Source organism: Maritimibacter alexandrii (assembly GCF_005871115.1).
Lineage (GTDB): Bacteria > Pseudomonadota > Alphaproteobacteria > Rhodobacterales > Rhodobacteraceae > Maritimibacter > Maritimibacter alkaliphilus.
Map to the genome: position 1 here is coordinate 163,842 of NZ_SWKQ01000009.1, position 19,533 is coordinate 183,374.

General features: G+C 64.1%; 15 protein-coding genes and 1 tRNA gene. 6 read left to right on the top strand and 10 right to left on the bottom strand.

The annotated features are described in order from the left end of the window. Positions 1-933 (bottom strand): LysR family transcriptional regulator, encoded by a 933-nt coding sequence (locus FCT00_RS01545; protein WP_138421574.1) that lies wholly within the window; start codon positions 931-933, stop codon positions 1-3. A gap of 112 nt (positions 934-1,045) precedes the next feature. Between FCT00_RS01545 and FCT00_RS01550 the strand changes: the two genes are divergently transcribed. Next, entirely contained in the window at positions 1,046-1,975 is a 930-nt protein-coding gene (locus tag FCT00_RS01550) for a VOC family protein (RefSeq protein WP_138421575.1), read from the top strand. 117 nt (positions 1,976-2,092) lie between these two features. Next, positions 2,093-4,021 carry a TRAP transporter large permease gene (locus FCT00_RS01555; protein ID WP_171042847.1) on the top strand — a complete coding sequence of 643 codons (1,929 nt, stop codon included), beginning with the start codon at positions 2,093-2,095 and terminating at the stop codon, positions 4,019-4,021. A 226-nt stretch (positions 4,022-4,247) separates the two neighbouring features. Here the strand turns inward: FCT00_RS01555 and FCT00_RS01560 are convergent, their stop codons facing one another. The 3 genes from FCT00_RS01560 to FCT00_RS01570 form a co-directional block, all read right to left on the bottom strand. Next, positions 4,248-5,270, bottom strand: a complete 1,023-nt coding sequence (locus tag FCT00_RS01560; RefSeq protein WP_138421577.1) for a TRAP transporter substrate-binding protein — start codon at positions 5,268-5,270, stop codon at positions 4,248-4,250. 138 nt (positions 5,271-5,408) lie between these two features. Continuing rightward, on the bottom strand, positions 5,409-6,305 hold the full coding sequence (locus tag FCT00_RS01565) for an MBL fold metallo-hydrolase (protein WP_235888918.1): 897 nt from the start codon (positions 6,303-6,305) through the stop codon (positions 5,409-5,411). A 150-nt stretch (positions 6,306-6,455) separates the two neighbouring features. Continuing rightward, positions 6,456-7,526, bottom strand: a complete 1,071-nt coding sequence (locus FCT00_RS01570; protein WP_138421578.1) for a cache domain-containing protein — start codon at positions 7,524-7,526, stop codon at positions 6,456-6,458. Positions 7,527-7,673: 147 nt separating this feature from the next. Here FCT00_RS01570 and FCT00_RS01575 point away from each other — a divergent pair, with 147 nt between their 5' ends. The 4 genes from FCT00_RS01575 (at position 7,674) to FCT00_RS01590 (ending at position 12,547) form a co-directional block, all read left to right on the top strand. Continuing rightward, positions 7,674-8,702 carry a glycosyl hydrolase family 8 gene (locus FCT00_RS01575; RefSeq protein WP_235888959.1) on the top strand — a complete coding sequence of 343 codons (1,029 nt, stop codon included), beginning with the start codon at positions 7,674-7,676 and terminating at the stop codon, positions 8,700-8,702. A 103-nt stretch (positions 8,703-8,805) separates the two neighbouring features. Continuing rightward, positions 8,806-9,966, top strand: a complete 1,161-nt coding sequence (locus tag FCT00_RS01580; protein WP_138421580.1) for an HlyD family secretion protein — start codon at positions 8,806-8,808, stop codon at positions 9,964-9,966. An 8-nt stretch (positions 9,967-9,974) separates the two neighbouring features. Next, entirely contained in the window at positions 9,975-11,960 is a 1,986-nt protein-coding gene (locus FCT00_RS01585; RefSeq protein WP_138421581.1) for a glycosyltransferase, read from the top strand. Further along, a complete protein-coding gene (locus FCT00_RS01590) occupies positions 11,960-12,547 on the top strand; it encodes a hypothetical protein (protein ID WP_138421582.1) in 588 nt (195 codons plus the stop codon). Before FCT00_RS01585 ends, FCT00_RS01590 begins: the two co-directional genes overlap by 1 nt. A 180-nt stretch (positions 12,548-12,727) precedes the next feature. Here FCT00_RS01590 and FCT00_RS01595 read toward each other — a convergent pair. The 6 genes from FCT00_RS01595 to FCT00_RS01620 all read right to left on the bottom strand — a co-directional run bounded on the left by FCT00_RS01595 (position 12,728) and on the right by FCT00_RS01620 (position 19,402). Next, a tRNA-Gln gene (locus tag FCT00_RS01595) sits at positions 12,728-12,802 on the bottom strand. Between the two features lie 64 nt (positions 12,803-12,866). Further along, a complete protein-coding gene (locus FCT00_RS01600; RefSeq protein ID WP_138421583.1) occupies positions 12,867-14,180 on the bottom strand; it encodes a mechanosensitive ion channel family protein in 1,314 nt (437 codons plus the stop codon). Positions 14,181-14,319: 139 nt separating this feature from the next. Beyond that, positions 14,320-16,119, bottom strand: a complete 1,800-nt coding sequence (locus FCT00_RS01605; protein ID WP_171042848.1) for a capsule biosynthesis protein — start codon at positions 16,117-16,119, stop codon at positions 14,320-14,322. Continuing rightward, a complete protein-coding gene (locus FCT00_RS01610; protein ID WP_008334614.1) occupies positions 16,097-16,756 on the bottom strand; it encodes an ABC transporter ATP-binding protein in 660 nt (219 codons plus the stop codon). Before FCT00_RS01610 ends, FCT00_RS01605 begins: the two co-directional genes overlap by 23 nt. Before the next feature lie 195 nt (positions 16,757-16,951). Beyond that, positions 16,952-18,250, bottom strand: a complete 1,299-nt coding sequence (locus FCT00_RS01615; protein WP_138421584.1) for a Na+/H+ antiporter NhaA — start codon at positions 18,248-18,250, stop codon at positions 16,952-16,954. 75 nt (positions 18,251-18,325) lie between these two features. After that, positions 18,326-19,402: a Hint domain-containing protein gene (locus tag FCT00_RS01620; protein ID WP_138421585.1), complete on the bottom strand. Its 1,077-nt coding sequence runs from the start codon at positions 19,400-19,402 to the stop codon at positions 18,326-18,328. Between the last annotated feature and the right edge of the window lie 131 nt (positions 19,403-19,533).

Genomic DNA, 19,533 nt, shown 5'->3' on the forward strand with positions numbered 1-19,533 from the left:
TTAATTCAATGCATCCATCGCATCAATGCCGTCGAGGGTCGCGGCCGAAGCCAGCGCCAGATCGCGCAGCCATGACAGGCCGGGGTCGCCATCGCGCAGCATGTGCCACTGGATCATCTGGCGCAGCGGCGGCGCTTCGACCGGCAGCGGGTAGGACACGAGGTCGGCCTCGTTCTTCATCAGGGCCGCGAGCCGTCCGTGGACCGTCGCGATCCGATTGGTTCCGGTGATGAGGTAAGGCAGCGAGGCGAACGAAAAGGTCGTCGCCTCGACCCGTCGCGTGAGCCCGCCCCCCGCAATCAGACGCCCATCGACGGTCTGGGCCTGTTGCGGCGGCACCATCACCACATGCCCCGCGGCCTCATAGGCGCGGCTGTCCATCGGGCCGGTGCCGTATTTTCCCTTGGCCCATGCGACCACGACATAACGATCCTCATACAGAAGCGTCGAGGGATGGTCGGGCGACACGAAAGGCTCTGGCGCGATCAACAGATCGACCTCACCCCGTTCGATCTGGTTGTAGGGCGCTATTTCCTGCGCCCGAAGGTTGAACCGCACGGTCGCATTCTGGTCATCGGCGAGCCGGAACATGGTCGGCATCAGCACTCTCAGGCTGTAGTCCGACAACAGCAGGTTGAAGGTGCGGTCCGATTGGTCCGGCTCGAACTGCGGACCCCGGTCGATCGCGGCCTCTACGCGCACGAGAACGTCGCGGATCGCGGGCCGCAAGGCTTCGGCGCGCGGGGTCAGCTCCATCCGGCGACCCACCTGAACCAGCAGCGGATCGTCGAAATAGGTGCGAAGCCGTGTCAGCGCGTTCGACATCGCGGATTGCGACATGAACATCCGCCCCGCCGCTTCGGTGACCGAGCGGTGCTCCAGCATGTGATCCAGCGCCACCAGCAGGTTGAGATCGAGCTTCTTGAACCGCATGCAGAACCCTCTTCGGTGCATTTTCAGAATCAATGGATAACATAAAAAATATCCATTTTCCGAATGATTGGAAGTCCCATACGGTCCCCGAAGCTGCAAGGAGGACACCGACATGCGCATCATCGGGCCGGACGAACTGGTCTTTGGCGTCGACAACCGTGACGCCTGCGAAGCCTTTCTGACGGACTTCGGACTGACCGCGACCGGAGACGGTCGGTTCGAGGCGCTCGACAAGACGGCGATCCGCCTGTGCGCCACCGACGACCCCGACCTGCCTGCCCCCCTGCCCACCAATTCCTGGCTACGCCAGACGATCTGGGGGGTCGAGGATCAGGCCACGCTCGACGCGATCGAGACCGAGCTGTCGAAGGACCGCGACGTCGCAAAGGCCGCCGATGGCACGCTGTCCTGCAAGGACGACGCAGGGTTTCAGATCGCCTTTCGCATCACGCGCCGCGTCACGCTGGACATGCCCGCCGAGATGATAAACGCCCCCGGCGCCAAACCCGGGCGCGCCCCGAACCATGTCGGCGCCGACGAAGCGGCCACGGCCGCCCCCCGCACCCTGAGCCATATCGTCTACTTCGTTCCCGACATGGACAGGATGGCGAATTTCTACATCGACCGGCTGGGCTTCGTCATCACCGACAAGTTCACGAACACCGGGCCGTTCCTGCGCCCGCAGGCGAACCTCGATCACCATGTGCTGTTCATGATCCAGACGCCCGAATACATGCAGGGCATCGAACACCTCGCCTTCCATATGTCCGGGCCGACCGACCTGATGCTGGCCGGGTCGCGCATGATCAAGAAGGGCTACGAGTCCTTCTGGGGACCGGGGCGCCACAAATTCGGCTCCAACTGGTTCTGGTATTTCAGCTCACCGCTGCGCGTGAACATCGAATACGATGCGGACATGGACCTGCACGATGGCGACTGGGTCATGCGTGAAACGCCGATGAGTGCGGAGGCCTCGCAGATGTTTTTGTTCGAGAACGTCGAAAAGTGGTCGCCGGGTGGCCCCCCGCCGGGCAAGTCGTAAGCGCGAAGGCCCGTCGCGCGCAGCGTGAGAGGGCCGGTCGAACAGGTGTCCGGCACCGGTATGCGGCCCCCCTCGGGAACCGCTCCGCGTCAGGGACGGGACATGGGAGGAGAGGACATGCAGGACATCTTGGACACCCCGCGCGCGGCGGACCGCTGGATGCGGAACACCACGGGCGGGATCGCCGTCGTCGCCATCGCCGGCATCCTGCTGGGTGCGGGCGTCGTCGTCGCCGACGTGCTGGGCAAATGGTTGTTCGGCCATTCGGTCTTCGCGTTGAACGAAGTGATGTCGCTGGTCTTCGCCGTCGCCGTCGCCGCGACCTTTCCGGCGGGCGCCGCGAACCGGGTGAACCTCAAGATCGACCTGCTCGCCCCGCTGACCGGCGCGCGGATGACGGCATGGCTGAGCGTCGTCGGGTCCGTCGTGCTGCTGGCCTTTTTCGTCATGCTGGCGTGGAGCATCTGGGGCCTAGGTCTGCGCTATCACACGCAGGCCCGCGCCACCGCGCTGCTCGAAGTGCCGCTCGCCCCCGCCTACTTCGTCATTTCGCTTTCGATGTGGGCGTCGTCCGCCGTGCAACTGCTTCACGTCGTCAACGACACGCGGGCCGCCGTGGCGACACCCAAGGACGCGGGATCGAGTGGGATCGTCGTGGTGCTCGCCGCCCTGTTCGCGGGGATCTGTCTGGGCATCCTCTACTGGATGGTGACCGACATGGATGGCGTCACGAACTTCATGTACGCCAGTCCGGGCCTTGCCGTACTCGCCGCCTTCGCGCTGTTGTGGCTGGGGGTGTTTCTTCAGATCCCTCTCGCCTCGGTCACCGCCGTGATCGGCGTCGTGGGCGCGCTGGCGGTGCTTGGCCCCAACGCGGCGGTGAACACCTTCGGCGGCGATTCCGCCGATTTCCTGCGCAACGATCAGGTGGCGACCCTGCCCCTCTTTCTCATCATGGGGGCCTTCTCGGTCGCCGCCGGGGTGTCGCACGACCTGTTTCGACTGGGGAACGCGATCCTCGGCCCGCTCAGAGGCGGCCTTGCCTATGCCACCATCGCGGCCTGTGCCGGGTTCGGTGCCGTGTCCGGCAATTCGGTCGTGACTTCGGCCACCTTCGGGCGCATGGCGCTTCCGGAAATGCAGAAGCTGAAATACGCGCCCACGCTTGCCACCGCGACGGTCGCCGCAGGCGGCACGCTCGGCGCGCTGGTGCCGCCGTCGGGCGTCATCATCCTGTTCGCCCTTCTGACCGAGGAAAGCATCGGCGCGCTGTTCGTCGCGGCGATGATCCCCGCGGCGCTGGCCATCGTGCTTTATTTCTGCGCGGTCTTCGCGACCGTCACGTTCTCGAAGGATACGGTGCCCGCCGCCGCCCGCGTGCCATTCTCTGAAATCCGCGCGGCCTTTGTCGGTGCCGGCCCGGTGGTCGGCATGTTCGCCATCGTGATCGGCGGGCTTTATTCGGGCCTGTTCACCGTGACGGAAAGCGCCGCTGTCGGAGCGGTCTGCGCCTTTGCGCTCGCGATCCTGCGCGGACGGCTGAACCGGACCACCCTTCTGCGCGTGTTTTCGGAGACGACGACGACCGTCGCCATGATCTATGCGCTGATCTTCGGCGGTCTGATGTTCGCCTTCTTCGTCAATCTCAGCCAGGCGCCCGACCTCGTTGCCGCCTGGGTCTCGGGGATCGACGCAAAGCCGGTGATCGTTCTCGCGATCCTCGTGCTGATCTATCTTGCGCTCGGTTCGGTGATGGACAGCTTCGGCGTGATGATTATCACCCTTCCGGTGGTGACGCCGATCATCCTGCACCTCGGATACGACATGCTGTTCTGGGGCGTGCTCATGCTTGTGGTGGTCGAAATCGGGATGATTACGCCGCCGTTCGGGATGAACCTGTTCATCATCAAGAACATCGACCCCAGGATCAGCCTGACCACGGTGATGAAAGGGGTTTTTCCCTTCATCATCGCGGATATCGTCAAGATCATCCTCATCATCGCTTTCCCGGCCCTGTCGCTCTGGCTGCCTTCGACGATGAATTAGGGCTGGGTGTTCAGTGTGGGTTCTGGGCTGCGGCGGGCCGGAGAACGCGGCCTCCAGAATTCTAGGATACCAGGATACTAGGATACTAGGATTCTGGAGCAGGACTTTGGCGGTAAGCCGCTGAAATAAAACCGCAAACACCCACGCCCCGATCACGCCAAAACAGCAAAAACGCCAGCCGGGGCACCCCCGACCGGCCCTTCGCCTTCAATGTCGTTCAGGCGTATTACGACCCGCTGTCGATCTGTTCCTGCGCCTCGGTCACGGCGGCTTTCCATTCGTTGACCAGCTCTTCGCCGCCCGGCACGCGCTCGGCGAAGCCCTTGACGATGACCGGGAACAGGTTGGTCTTGATCGCCTCGAACTCGGCATCGGGAAGCGTATTGAACGTGTGATCGCCCTGCGCCTGCACGAATCCCTTCGAATCCGCTTCCCACTGATCCACGATCTTGCCCATCTCGCGCGTCACGTCGCAGCCGGAATGCGCGTCGAGCACGGCTTTCGCCTCGTCCGACAACGCGTCGTATTTCGACTGGAGCATGAACACCATCCCGATCGCCCCGCCCAGCGGCGCGTCGAGGTGGTCTGTCGTCACCTCGTTCAGCTTGAAGCCCGGAAATGCCGTGTAGCTCATGAAAGTGCCGTCCGCGTTGCCACGCTGAAGCGCCTGATACTGCTCCGGCAGGATGATCGACAGCGGCGTGCCGCCATTGGCCGACACGATGGCCGCCGCCACGGGCGAACCTGTCGCGATCTTCTTGCCCGCCAGATCCTTGAACGAGGTCGCGGGCGAGCCGTTCAGGTGCACCTTGGTCTGCGGAAACGGCACGAAGAACAGCGGGTGGTAATCGGCCAGCTCGTCACCGATCGTGCCCGCTTCGTAAAGTTCGCAGAACCCCATCGCGATGGCTTCCGCCGAGCCGTCGATGAACGGCGTGGTGGCGACCAGCGAACGTGGGAAGCGACCCGGATCGAAGGCGAGCATGCCCCAGGCCATCTGCACCACGTCGTCCATGACCCGGTCGACGTAGTTGTTCGGGCTGACCAGCGCCGGGCCATGTCGCGGATCGACCTGAACGGCGTCGCCCCCGTCGGCATTCACCGCAGCCGCCCAAGGCTCCATGATCAGTTTGTTGATCGGGTGCATCGGTACGTTGCCGGTCCCGAAGACCAGCGTTTCGGCAAAGCTCGCAAGCGGCGTCAGCGCCGTGGCGGCGGCAAGCGCGCCGGCCAGAAGTCGTTTTCCCATGGTATCCTCCCTATGGATATCAAACCCGGAGATGTCGCGGGCTTACGCGAGTGTAGGCACCGCCCGATGGGTTTGAAAATTGAATTGGATGAATGACATCAATTGATCCGCTGAATGCACCGGGTGATCTCGCGACCCTCAATACCGTCCCAGATCTTCGCTCAAATGCACGGGGCCGTCGAAGACCGCCTTGATCCGCGCAAGGTATTCCGGCGCGCGCGCCGGCGTCATCATCCCCGGCGAAAAATGCACGGCGACCAGCTCTTTCGCGCCCGCGCGGCGGGCCATGTCGCCCAATTGTTCGGGGCTCAGGTGGTGGTCGGCGAGGTGCGCGCCGATCATCCGGATTCGCGCCTCGGGCATCTGGGGGTTCGCCTCGCGCACGCGCGTCATCGTCAGGTCCACATCCATGAGTTCGCCCACCAGCAGGTCGACGCCCTGCGCGAGTCCTTCCACCGCCTTGCACGGCCCGGTGTCACCGGTGAACACGACCGAGCGGTCCGGCGTGTCGAACCGAAGCGACAGCGACAGATACCACCCGCTGCCATGGTCCGCCTCACCGCGATAATGCGTGTTCTCACAGCAGGTCAGCGTCACCTCCCCGATCTCGACGGTGTCGCCCGGATTGATCTCCCGCACCTCGACGAAATCGCGCGCATGGGGGAGCGTCTGGCCCGGCACGCCAAATCCGATCTCGTTGGGCACGTCGCAGGCATCGGTCAGCCCGGCCACGATCCTTGCGGTTCCGGTCGGGCCGAAGATGCGGAGCGGCTGGTTGCGCTGCGTCATCATGTTCAGACCGAGCAAAGCGAACAGGCTGCCGATGTGATCGAAATGGTGATGCGACAACACGACGGTGTGGATGTCGCGAAACGGCACCTCGGCCCGCGTCAACTGGCCCAGCGCACCCTCGCCGCAGTCAATGAGGATCGCCTGATCCCCGACCTTCAACAGGTGCGCAGGCTGCGACCGGCCGGGTTGCAGGATCGGCCCGCCGGCGGTCCCCAAGGTGACGAATGTGGTCGAGTGATCCAAAGCGTGCCTCCGTCTGCGCGTCGTCGCGCGACGGTATCAGGGGGTGACGCATTCGGAAAATTCCGATGACCAATCGCACGCATTCATCGCGCGAATGCCTTAGCCAGGATGTCGCGTGGCCGCCTAGACTTCAGCCGTCGGAGGGGCCGGTCACCCGGCCCCCTGCTCGCGGTGCATCCGCGCCTGAAACCGGGCCAGAGCATTTGACAGCTGCTCGGCCTCATAGGTGCGGGTCGCTTCCGACGGGAAAATCGATTCACCATTCGCAATCTGCGCGGCCTCCCGCGCGAGATTTGCCAGAGGTTGCAGGTAGCGATAGGCGAACACGATGGCCAGAACACCGATTGCGGCGAACAGCCCGGCCAGCGTCCAGATCAGCGAGGACATTGCCGAGCCCATGGCGGTCGCGCCCGTCGTTACCGGAACCTGAACCACCAGCGACCATCCGAACGGCGGCATGCTGCCCTCGATCACGTTGGGAAACACCCCGGACACGGTCGGTGCGTCGTCATGGGACGAGACGATGACTTCAAACTCGGTGCCCAGTTCGGCCCGCGACCGGATCAACGCGGACGGCCCCGCTTTGGACCAGTCGCCATAGGCGAACAGCGGCTCTGAATTGGTGTCGAGCACCATCACGTCCACTTCCAGACGCGCGGCTGCGCTCTGAACCACCCGGTCGAGCCAGGCACCCTGAAGCTGGTAGACAGCCAGACCGATCGCCTGTCCGTAAGCGTCCCGAACCGGCCGGGACAGGAAAATCCGGCTGCCTTCGCCGGAGGAGGCCGTCTGCACGGTGTCACCGCGGAGCCCCTGATTGAACCACGGCGCGGTCGAAACGTCCGCACCCTGATTCTTGCCCAGCGTCGAGGCCATGACGGTGCCGTCCAGCCCCACGACAGCGGCCCATGTGATGCCCTCCGATGCCATGGCCGCCGCGTCCGTAAGCACGCGCATTCCGTCATGGTCATCGAGATCGACATAGGCGCTGAAACCGACGAGACTGTCCCATTCCCTCTCTACAAGGGCCGAGACCGCGAGCTGGATGGATTGCGCCGAATGTCGTGCCACATCGCCCTGCGCACGGATCGCCACATCCTCGACCTTCCGCTGGAACGGCAAGATGAAGACGACGATGGCGAGAAGAAATGCGATCCCGGCGCTTGCGAACAGGGTGCTTATGATGCGGGGATGGTTCGAATCGTGATCGGTGTGGGACATGGTCGTTACTCGCAGGAATATTAACCATGATCTGCCAGATACCTTTGGCAGGAATAAGGCAAGACTTGGACTCTCGCCTCGCGGGTGTCGCGTATCTGACGGTCGGTTCCCGGCTCAGGCCCCTCTTGCCCGGAGCCACCCTTGCCCGTGAAACTGACCCGCCGAAGGCTCATCGCCACGCTGACCGGCTGTGCGTTGCCCATGGCCTTCCTCACGCCCGTTCGCGCCGATGAACGCGCCGCCTGGGACTTGTGGAAGTCCCGGTTTCTGGCCGGGAACGGGCGGGTGATCGACCACCTTCAGAACGGGGTGAGCCATTCCGAGGGTCAGGGCTATGGGCTGCTGCTCGCACAGGCCTTCGGGGATCGCGAGGCGTTCGACGCCATCGAAGGCTGGACCCGCGAACACCTGCTGATCCGCGACGATGCCCTGATGGCGTGGCGCTGGTCGCCCGCGGGAAATCGTGATGACGCACTGGCAGGGAACGACTGGCATACCGCGACCGACGGCGACCTGTTTCGCGCATGGGCGCTGATGCGGGCCGAGGTGTTTTCAGGCTGGGGAGACAGACGCGGCACGGTCGAAGCCATCGCCAACGCCCTTGCCGCGCTTTGCCTCGAACCTGACCCGCGCGCGCCGGACGAGCCGATCCTGACCCCCGGTGCGGAGGCCATGAGCGAACCCGACCGCGTCCTGTTCAACCCGTCTTACATCATGCCGCGCGCCTTGCGGGAACTGGGCCTCTACACGGAACGCGAAGCCCTGATCCGTGCCGCCGATCACGGCGAGACGATCCTTGCCGAACTCGCCGCAACGGGGCTCGTCCCGGATTGGGTTCTGGTCACGCGGGATGGGTTCAGACCTGCCGAGGGCTTCGGCGCGAACCACGGCTACGACGCGATACGGGTGGCCCTTTATCTTCACTGGTCCGGCAATGCGGCACACCCCGCGCGGACCCAAAAGCAAGAGATATGGACGGACGAGGCGCGCGTGCCGGTCGTGTTGACGCCGCAAGGCGAGGTTCTCGAACGCAGCACCTATCCGGGCTACCGCGCCGTCGCGGACCTGATCCGATGCGGCCCGAACGACCCCGTCGAAGATGCGGGCGAGCCCTACTACCCCGCCACGCTCGGCCTTATGTCCAGCGTCGCACGCCGCGAGAGCGGCCTTTGTTGAGCGCATGTGTTTCCATACTTTCGACAATGTCTTGATGTGTTAAGGTTAATGGAAAAAACAACTTCACAGCTCGGAAGCTGTGGGCGCTTGCAGGAGGCACATCGTGCGGTATCTTCGCCTCGTCATCGGGTCCATCGTCATCATCGGGGCGCTCTACGTCCTCGTGGCTGAACACGTCACCGGTGCCAGTTCCAACGCCTTCGTCAACGCACCGATCGTCACGGTGCGCGCACCCGTCGCCGGGGACATCGAAATGCCGTCGCGGACCGTCGGGATGCAGGTCTCGACCGACACGGTCTTGTTCAGCATCAGCGACGTCCGCGCCGATGGTGTCCGGCTGGACGACCTCATCCTCGAACACGATCTGGCGCTGTCCCATGTCGAACGCCTCAAGGCGGAAAAGGCCGTGCTGGAAGATCACAGCGTCTGGCTTGCCGAAATGCGTGACGCCTATGCGGCGGCCAGGACGCGCGAGCTCGCGTTCCAGACCGAAGACCCGGTCGCCCCGCTTCCCGATCTGACCGACCCCGAAAAGCTCGAGGATCTGGATCTGGAAAACACCGCCCGCAACGCGAGCAATGTGGACGGCAACGCCGGGGGAGATTCGGCACAAGCCTCCGATGCGTTCTCGTCGCTCAAGGCGCTTCAACTCGACACCGCCCGCACGGATCTGTTTCTCGACGACACGGCGGGAGCGGCCTGGAATTACGCCTATTGGTCCGGCACGGCGCGCCAGCAACTCGCACGGATCGAGGCGGAACTGGCGGAGGCTCAGGCCATCGCGACCTCCATCGACGACCGCATCGCCCGCGAGCGTGTGCGCATGATCCGGCTGACGGGCGGCGACATCGCCTCGCCGGTCGACGGGATCATCTGGGAACGAATGGTGGGTGACGGGATCAACGTGCAGCGCGGCGACACGATTATGAAGGTCGCCGACTGTTCGGCGGCGGTGGTGTCGCTCAGCGTGTCCGAGATCGTCTACAACCGCCTGCGCACGGGCGACCCGGCCATTTTCCGGTTCTCCGGCGCGGATATGGCGCTGGAGGGCACGATCTCGCGGCTCGCCGGTGCCGGGGCCGCGACCGTCTACGACGACATGGCCGTGAAACCCAGCAAGGAACATCTGGAACGCTACGACGTGACGCTCATCGTGCCCGATCTGCGCGGTGCCGACATGTCGGGCGGCTGCGCCATCGGGCGGACCGGCCGCGTGTTCTTTCAGGACCGGCCCCTGGACCCGCTGCGCCGGCTGCTGAACTAGGCCGGTCGATGATCTATCCCAGCGAACTCGGGTCGAGCTTCAACCAACTGGCCCTCATTCTGGGGATCGCGGTGGTGATCCCCTTCGTCTTCGACAAATCGAAGACCAGCCATCGGGTCGTGATGCTTTCGATCGCGATGGTTCTTGCCCTGCGCTACATCTATTGGCGGGCGACCGAAACCGTTGCGCCTTTTGGCTTCACGCTCGACTGGGCGGCAAGCTGGGCGCTCCTGTTGCTGGAACTGCTCGCCCTGATCGGGTCCCTCAGCGCCTTCGTTATCATGATGCGCGTCAAGTCCCGCTCCGACGAGGCGACGGAAAACGCGAACTGGTGGGCGCCACGCCCGGACCCGTCCGTCGTGCTCCTGATCGCGACCTATAACGAGGAACTCGACGTCCTCGAACGGTCGATCATCGGGGCCAAGGCGCTCAAGCACCCGAACAAGGAAGTGATCGTGCTGGACGACGGGCGCCGCGACTGGCTGCGCGACTATTGCGCCAGCGCCGAGGTCGGATACCTGCGCCGACCCGACAACAAGGATTCCAAGGCCGGCAACATCAACCATGCCCTCGCGCGACTCGCCGAATGGGACACGCCCCCTGATTTCGTCGCCGTGCTGGATGCCGATTTCGTGCCGCACCGCGGGTTCCTGCGCCGCTCGCTCGCCCTGTTCCACGACCCCGATGTCGGCCTCGTCCAGACACCCCAGCACTTTTTCAACGCCGACCCGATCCAGCACAACCTCGGCGTCAGCCGGTCCTACCCGGACGAGCAGCGGTTCTTCTTCGACCACATGCAGCCCTCGCGCGACGCATGGGGGATCGCCTTTTGCTGCGGCACCTCGTCCGTGATCCGCTTCCCGGCCTTGCAGGACATCGGAGGCTTCCCGACCGAGAGCATCACCGAGGATTTCATGCTGACCCTCGCGCTTCAGAACGGCGGGTGGAAAACGGTCTATCTCAACGAGGCGCTGACAGAAGGGCTCGCCCCCGAAGGTCTGAAGGAATACGTCACCCAGCGCGCCCGCTGGTGTCTGGGCCTCATGCAGATCGCGCGCGGGTCGCTCGGCCCCTTCGCCACGAACAACCTGCGCCTTCGCGATCGCTGGAGCGTCCTCGACTCGGTGTTCTACTGGCTCACGACATTCACCTTCCGCCTCGCCGCGCTCGTGTTTCCCCTGCTCTATTGGTACGGAAACATCACCGTCGTGAATGCCCAGCTTGCTGATGTGGTGTCCTATTTCGGGGCGTATTACCTGTGGATTCTGTTGACCCTGAACCTTCTGTCGCGCGGGCATGTCGTGCCGGTTCTGAACGACGTGAGCCAGTTGATCGGCGCCTATCCCATCGCGCGCTCGGCCATCACGGGTCTCATCAAGCCCTACGGCCATCCGTTCAGCGTCACGGCCAAGGGCGGGGATCGCAGCAAGATCGTCGTCCAGTGGCGCATGATGGTGCCCTTCGCCCTGTTGCTCGCCATCACCTTGGGCGGTCTCGTGCTGGGCGTGCTGTTCGACAGGTTCGCCTTTTTCGATGCGGGCGACGGCAAATGGGTCATCCTGTTCTGGACGCTCTACAACCTTGTCGTCCTCTCCGTGACGCTGGTCGCCTGCGTGGAACTGCCGCGCCGCGAACGCCATGTCGCCGATGCGCCGGAACAGGTCCGCGTCTCGTTCGGGGGCGAACAGATGGACCTCTGGATGACGAACCTGACGCTCGACCATGCCCGACTGCGGGGGCGCCAGTTCGAGATCGGCACGCGCGGCACGATCGAACTGGAAAACGTCGGGGCGGTCGCCACATACGTCAGCGCCAAGTCGCGCGACGGCGTGCGCCTGCAACTTCTGCCCGACGACACCCAGCGCGCCGCACTCCTCCTGCGCTTCTACACCGAGGACAACACGCCGGGGATCTCCAATGTCAGGATGAGCGCCATGCTGCGCGATGTCGCCCGGCGCTTTACCTTCAGTTCGAACACGAAAGGACGGGGTTGATGAACCGCGCCCCTCTCCGCGCGTTCCTTCGCGTATCCCTGATGTCGGCGTTCGCCCTGTTGCCCTCTGCCGCTTTGTCGGATGGCCTGTTCGCGCAACTCGACGCGTCGCGGACCACGACGACGGGTGTCCTGTCCGTCGAGCGCGGAAATCTGTCCTATGCGACGAGCCTCAGCGGCTACACGGGTGGGGCGGATCTGAACGCTTCGCTCACCTACAAATTCGTCCTTGGCGATGCGGCCCCCGTCACGTTCCGGATCGGTCCCGCCTTTCAATACGAAGGACTCGCGACCCCGAAATTCGGCGTCCGCGTCATCGCCGAACACTACCGCCCCACAACGTTCGGACACGTCTTTCTTTTGGGTGAGTTCACATCCATCGACACAGGATACTTCGGCTTGCTGACCGTGGGGTTCAACGAGCCCGACATCGATTTCGAGTTCACGGTTCAGGGCGACGACGACGGGTATTTCGACCAATCCATCGCGGCCACCTACGGCTTACCCAACAACGCGACCCGGCTGCGCCTCGGCTACCGGTTTCAATCACGCGAGGTGTTCGCCGGGGTCTCGCTCAACACGTTCTAGCGCGGCGGAGTGAACGCGGGCGGCGACGACGACCACTTCGGGCGGCCTGCATTCGCGGGGCCACTGCGAGGGACCGGACGTCACGCGATAACTCGCATGGTACAGAAGGCCTGATGCGGGTGCCGAACCGGCCTGCCGATTGGCAGGGGACGCACGTCTTTCGAGAATCTGCGGAAAGCGTGGCTGGGGTGGTAGGATTCGAACCTACGATACACGGTACCAAAAACCGCTGCCTTACCACTTGGCTACACCCCAACGGTGCGCGTGTTCCTACTCAAACGGCTGGTGGGCTGCAAGCCAAAAAATCCGGGCTGTCGGTTCATTCCTTGGTTGCGTCCTGACGAAGCAGATCCTGCCGCTCGGTATCGCGCTCGGCGTCAACGATATCCTCGAGTTCGTGTTCCGTCGTGGCCTCGACGTTCATCACGTCATGGCTGACTTCGGCGACATTCGGCTTGGCTGGCGCGGGTGCCGCTTCCTGTGTGCCGGCCTCGTTCATCAGCAGGCGATAGGTCGGTTCCGGCATCTCGATTCCCGCCTCCTCGAAGGCGATCAGAACCTGACGGATCGCCTCGGACCGCGCCGCGAGAAGCCCGGTTTCGCGCTGATCGATCCAGCCTGTCACCTTCATGCCCACGTCCGATCCGCCGAGTTCGGTCGTCCAGGACGAGACCGACGGCGTGGTCAGAACGAAGGGCAAACCCTTCACCGTCTCTTCGGCCAGCAGCTTGGCCGCCGCCAGATCGGTGCCGTAGCCCACCCCGATGTCGAAATCGAAGCGGCGTTCCGGGTTACGGGTGTAGTTGATGACCGTCGACTTGAAGACCGTCGCGTTCGGGATGCGGATGTGGTTGCCGTCGAACGACAGGATGATCGTCGCGCGGGAGGTCAGTCGGATCACCTTGCCCTCATGCCCGTCGATCTTCACCGCATCGTTCGGCGCGAAGGGCTGGCGCACGGACAGGAGCACCGAGGCGATGAAGTTCTCGACCGTGTCACGGACCGCGAAACCGATGGCCAGACCGATGATACCCGCCGCGCCGAGGATCGTGGACAGGAGCGCGGTGGCCCCCAGAATGTCCAGCGCCACCACGATCGCGGCGATGATCGCGGCGATCCGTATGACGGCGCGCAAGATGTCGGCGATGAAGGCATTCGGGGCGATCCGGTCCCACGGCTGTTTGCGCCGCGCGATGAAGAACCCGATCCAGACCACGATCCCGAAGGCGAAGAGCGCGATCCCGACGAGCGGCAGGAACGCGATGCCCTGCCAGAACCTCAGCTGAAAACGTTCGACCATCGGCATCAGCCGCCGCCTGACGTCGGTCGAGATCGTCACCTCGTTCTCGATCGCAACGACCCCTTCGACCCGACCGATAAGTCCGACGAGCGCCTCGGACTGGGCGAGGTCGAGCGTCGTGCCGCGGAGCGTGACGATGCCGGATTTGACGGTCACGGTGACGTCCTCGTACCCGTCGAGTTCGTGCAGGATGTCCCGGATGCGCGTGGCCATGGCCGCGTCGGCCTGACCCTGTTCGGCGTTCGTGCCGTTGCCCGAGGTGATGGTGCCCTCTTGTGCGAGCACGGGCGTGCCGAGGCACAGGATAAGCGCCAGTAGTCTTAGAAATATCATGTCCGTCCCCGGGAATTTTTTCCCAGAGTATCCGGCGGCATCGACTTTTGGGAACCCCCGAAACCGGGGCTTTGCCCGCACCCGGACATGAAAACGGGCGCCCGGTTGCGCCCGTTCCGAACTCGGCGTGCCCGTCAGGTCAGCTCGTGACCTGCTCGCGCAGGATTGCCGCGGTGATCGAGATCATCAGGTAGATGCCCGCAAAGACGAGGAAGGCAAGCAGCGTGTTCTCGAACGCACGCGGATAGGTCGCGCGGTCCGGGGCCACGGGATGCACGCCCATTTCGAGATAGCGCGTCTGTTTGTTCGCCTCGATCCGGGCGGTTTCAAGCTGTTGCAGCGCCTGCTGCATCAGCGCGGTCCGCGTCTGAAGGTTCGTTTGCGCGATGGTCAACTGACCGGACACCGAGGCAAGGCTGTCGCCGCCCTGCTGACCGTCTTCCGTCAGCCGCGCCCGCAGGTCGGCGACGAGTTGTTCCAGCCGCGCGATATCGCCCCGAACGCCCTCGACCCGTGCCTGGTTGGGGCGCGGGTTGTCCAGAAGCTGCTGAAGCTGAAGCCGCTTCTGCTGCAACTGCGTCTCGAAGGTGTTCACCTGCCCCATGATCGAGGTCGCGTCCGAGGTGGCATCGAAAATGCCCATACTTTCCTGAAGTCGCAGAACCTCAGCCTGCGCGTCGAGCATCGCCTGTTCGGCCTCTTCATAGCTTTCGCGCGCGCCCGCCATCTGGTCGTCGCGCAGACGGCTTGTCAGGTTGTCGACCCGTTGTTCGGCGTAGCGGATCAGCGCCTCGGACATCTGGCGCGAGAACGCCGGATCAGCCGCGATCACTTCCATCTTCACGATGCCCTCGGTCGGATCGAAGCCGATCTTCACGTTGCGCGTATAGGTCTTGTAGGCTTCCTCGTTTGAGGCATCCGCGTCGAGCCGCTGGATCGGGTCGATCTCGGGATTCGAGAAATGAGCCTTGAACCCCAATTCCTCGTCCAGCCGCAGCATGGCGTCGCGCGACGACAGGTAACTCTGGACCGTGATCGAATCCTGCGACGTCGCCAGACCGGAGCCTGCGAACAGGCTCGACATCGCCGTGCCGCCGCTTTCGGCCTTCTGGATCACGAATTCCGACTTGGTGGCATACATGGGCGTCGCCACGACATAGAAATACCAGCCCGCGATGAGCGTCGGCAGAAGCACCAGCGCGGCCAGTCGCGTGGCCAGTAGCAGGAGTTTCTTGCGTCGCCGCCGAACGATCTGGTTCTGCATTTCCTGAATGGATTTCGCACGATCGGCGGCATCCATCACCTGCGTCGAAGGCAATTGCTGCTGCTGCGGCTGGATTGTCTGCGGAAGCTGCACCCGCGCCCCGCCCTCGGGCGGCTGCGGCTTGGCCCCGCCCTCTTCCGACGAGACGAGTTGCAGCATGTTCGCGGTCTGGAACGGGTCGATCCCGGCTTTGCGCAACAGGCGCACGGCGTCATAGTCCGACGTCGCCGGAAGCCCGTGTTTCTGGGCGACGCGGCGCGCCATGCGCAGTTGCCGGCCCGTCAGGCCCTCTTGCTTGATGCGTCCGATTTCGACCTCGGGCGGTTCGCGCCGCGATGGTGTCGGCGCGGCCTGCCCACCCCGGTCGGCTGCGGCGGACCCCGGGAAGGGTGCGCCGCCGAAGCCATCCTCCTGCGGTGACAGCGCGGCCTCTTCCATCGCGTTCAACTGGCGCGGTTGGCGCGGCTGCGGCTGTCCGCCCTGCGGCGGACGCTGACCCTGCGGCGTGGCCGGGCGCTGCGGTTGCTGGCCGGCGGGGCGAAGCGTCTGCGCCTGCGCGCGCGGCGGTTGCGGTGCGCCCTGCGCGTTCGGCTGCGTTTCGGGGGACGCCTCACGCGGGGCGTCCGATCCGGGGCGGCGGATGCGGAATTTCTTAGCCTTGGGTGGAGTAGTCATACAGTTGCTTCGCCTCTTCCAAGGTATCGAACATAAAAAGCTGCCCATTGTGCAGCACCGCTGCCGAGCGGCAGAATTTCTCAAGTGTCTGCGCCTGATGGCTCACCACCACGACGGTCGAATTTTCCAGTCGTTGCCTGAGCACATCCCCCGCCTTGCGGTTGAACTCGGCATCCGTCGTCTGCGGCATCCCTTCGTCGATCAGGTAGATGTCGAACTCGAGCGCCAGAAGCAGCGAAAACGTGAACCGGGCCTTCATGCCCGACGAATAAGTGCCGAGCGGGAAGTCGTAATATTCCTCAAGCCCGCAGAGCCAGCGCGTGAAGGCCTCGATATAGTCGGGGTCCAGCCCGTAGAGCCGCGCGATGTAGCGCGCGTTCTCCTTGGCCGACAGCTTGGGCACAACGCCGCCCATGAACCCGAGCGGGAACGACACCCGGCTGGTGCGGCGCACTTCGCCCTCGTCCGGCTTCTCCAGCCCCGCCATCATCTGAATGATCGTCGTCTTACCGGTGCCGTTGGGTGCGAGAATCCCCAGCGAGTTGCCAAGCTCCACCCGGAACGACGCATGGTCGAGGATGACCTTGCGCTGTTTTCCGGTCCAGAAGGACTTGGATACATTGTCGAATTCGATCATTCGAACCCCGGTGACTGCTGCTGCCCCAGGGCCCGGTGTAGTCCGGGCCGCGTTAAGGATACGCTATATTAGGCCAATCTGGCGTCATTATGTCGGATCAAACGCCTTCAATACAACGCTTTGTCTCGGAATTGGGCCGGAAAACGGCACAATACCCGGTGATCTTTGGTCCGGATCGTACACGACGCGCCCGATTCAGGTCCGGCGTTTCTGGACCCGCAACAATTTACCCAGTGCAATGGCAAGGATCGCGGCCCCCAGACTGAAGAAGGCGCCGATCTTGGCCGCGTCCTGCACCGGCCCGGGGTCGAAGGCGGCTGCCGCGAAGAACAGCGCCACCGTGAACCCCATCGCGGCGACGATACCGACGATGAAAAGATCGGCCACGCGCATCCCTTCGGGCAAGCCGAGCCGCAAGAGCCGCGCCGCGACAAGCCCGAACAGGAAGATGCCGACGGGCTTGCCGATGACCAGCCCGCCCAGAACCAGCCATGTCGGCTCGGCCAAGGCCGCGAACGCCACCCCGGCGTTCACCAGCCCAAACAGGAACAGGATCAACTCGACCGGGATCTGTAGCGCATGTTCGATCTGGTTCAGGATGTCGTGCAGATGCGTCTCGGCCTCGGCGAAGATACCGAAGGCCCGGTCGGCATGGGGAATGGCCGGAATGACGGGCAGCAGCCCGAGCGCGGGGTGAAGACCCGACTGCGTGAAGGCGAGCAGACTGACGATCCCGGCAATGGCGTAGGGATACCATTTGAGGTGCAGGCGCACCCATGTCGACCGCGCCCGCGTCTGGTCGCCCCGATCCATCCGACGCGGGATGAGGTTGAAGGCGAGATAGACGAAGACCGAAGCGAACAGCGACACGGCAAGCCATTCCGGCGCGAAATTGCCCGGCGGGTAGAACAGGGCGAGGATGACGAGCCCGCCCGCATCGTCGGCGATGGCGAGAAGCAGCAGGAACCTGAGCGCCGGGTGCCCCGCCCCGAACACGACCCGCCCGACGACATAGGAAAACGCGATGTCCGAAGCGGTCGGAACCGCCCAGCCGCGGGCCACCGCGTCATAGATGTCGGACCCCATGAGCGTGGCCAACGAGAGAAAGACGACGATCGGTCCAAGCATCCCGCCAAGGGTCGCGATCAAGGGCGTGGCGGCCTTGCGCCCCCGCAGGGCGCCGCGTTTCAGGATCAGCGCCTCCCACACCTCCTTGCCCGCGAAAGCGAAGAAAAACGCCATGAGCAAATCGTTCACCAGCCCCTGTACGGTCAGCACGCTCTCGACATCGCCGGTTTCGAACCGACCCGCTTCGGGCCCGAAAGCCGCGTCCCATGCATGCAGGTCGAGACCGATCCAGCCGTTGAACCACAGCGGATAGTGAATGAAATGGCGGTAACTTTCGGTGTCGAGGTTCGCCCAGACGAGCGCGATCAACGCGCCGCCGACGAGCAGGACCGAGTAATTGGCGATGAAGTTCCAGACCCGATACATGCGCGTGACGTCTCCACAGGGTTTCAGCCCGTGTAGCGAAACGTCAGGTCAGGCTCAATGCCGCCCGGTGTCGCCTCAGAACCCCGCGATCAGCGCGACGTCGCTTTGCCGGTGGATCTGCCCCATCTCGGCGGCCCGGTCGCTGTCGGTCAACGGGCGGGCCGGGCTGCCGTTTCCGGCGACCATCATATCGACCAGTTCGGGCATGATCGCGCGGATTTCCTCCAGCGCCTCCTGCCCGACCGCTTCCCGCGCACCGGTCCCCAGAAACAGGCTCTCCATCGGTGCGCCATCGGCCATGATGACCTCGTGATCGTCGAACAGCAGGTGAACGTAGATGACCCCGCCCACATCCTCGGCCACCTCGAAACCGGGCAGGCCCAGAAGCGATTTCACCGCGACCAGCACCTCGGTCGTCCCGAACATCCGCATGGCAAGGCGCGAGCGCACCAGAACCCGGTGTTGCGGCGAAAGCAGCACGTCGCGCTCCGGCAAGCCGTGGCCCAGCGCGCCCTTCTTGACGCGGATCGGGCGGATCGCCGGATTGGCGCGCAGTTCAAGCGGCCCCAAACGGCGCATCGCGACCCAGCGGATCGGCTGCGGGCCGTGGTCGACCGTGTTCACGAGATCGCCGGGCTTCAGGCGCACGACCTTGCGCAGTCCGTCAGGCGTTTCGATCCGCGTGTCCGAGCCGAAACAGACGTAACCCTGATCGGCCAGCTTCTTGACCGCCGCGCGGTAATGTTCGCCCGTGATCGTCTCGATTTCGATGGTCTGGATCGGCTTCTCGACGAAGGCTTCGGAGAACTCGGACCCGTCCGCGAACGGTGTCAGGAACACGCGGCCCGCATCGTCCTGCAACACGATCATCCACGTCGTATCGGTCTTACGATCCGTATAGGTCAGCTTCACCGAGATGTGGAGCGAAGCCAGCATGTCGGCGCTGCGTCCACCCCAGGTCAGGGTGTCCGCGCGATCCTCGCCGCAATCGGTCAGGATCAACGTGTTTTCGCGGGAATGCGCCGGGTGCTGGGCATCGCCAAGCCGAAACCCCACGAGCCGACCGGCGGTCTTTGCAACCGTGTCGCCCTCTGCGAGGTCCAGATCGGCATAGGTGCCGATGTAATAGGCGCTCAGCCTGCTGGTTGCCATTTTGCCCTCAAATCCTGGGGGTAAACCGATCCCAAAGACTCGTACGAATTCCGACCCCGTCGGGACGGCACGCACTATGGATAACCTGCCCTTAGGGACCGAATTGGGGCACGACGGTGGACAATTCGTGA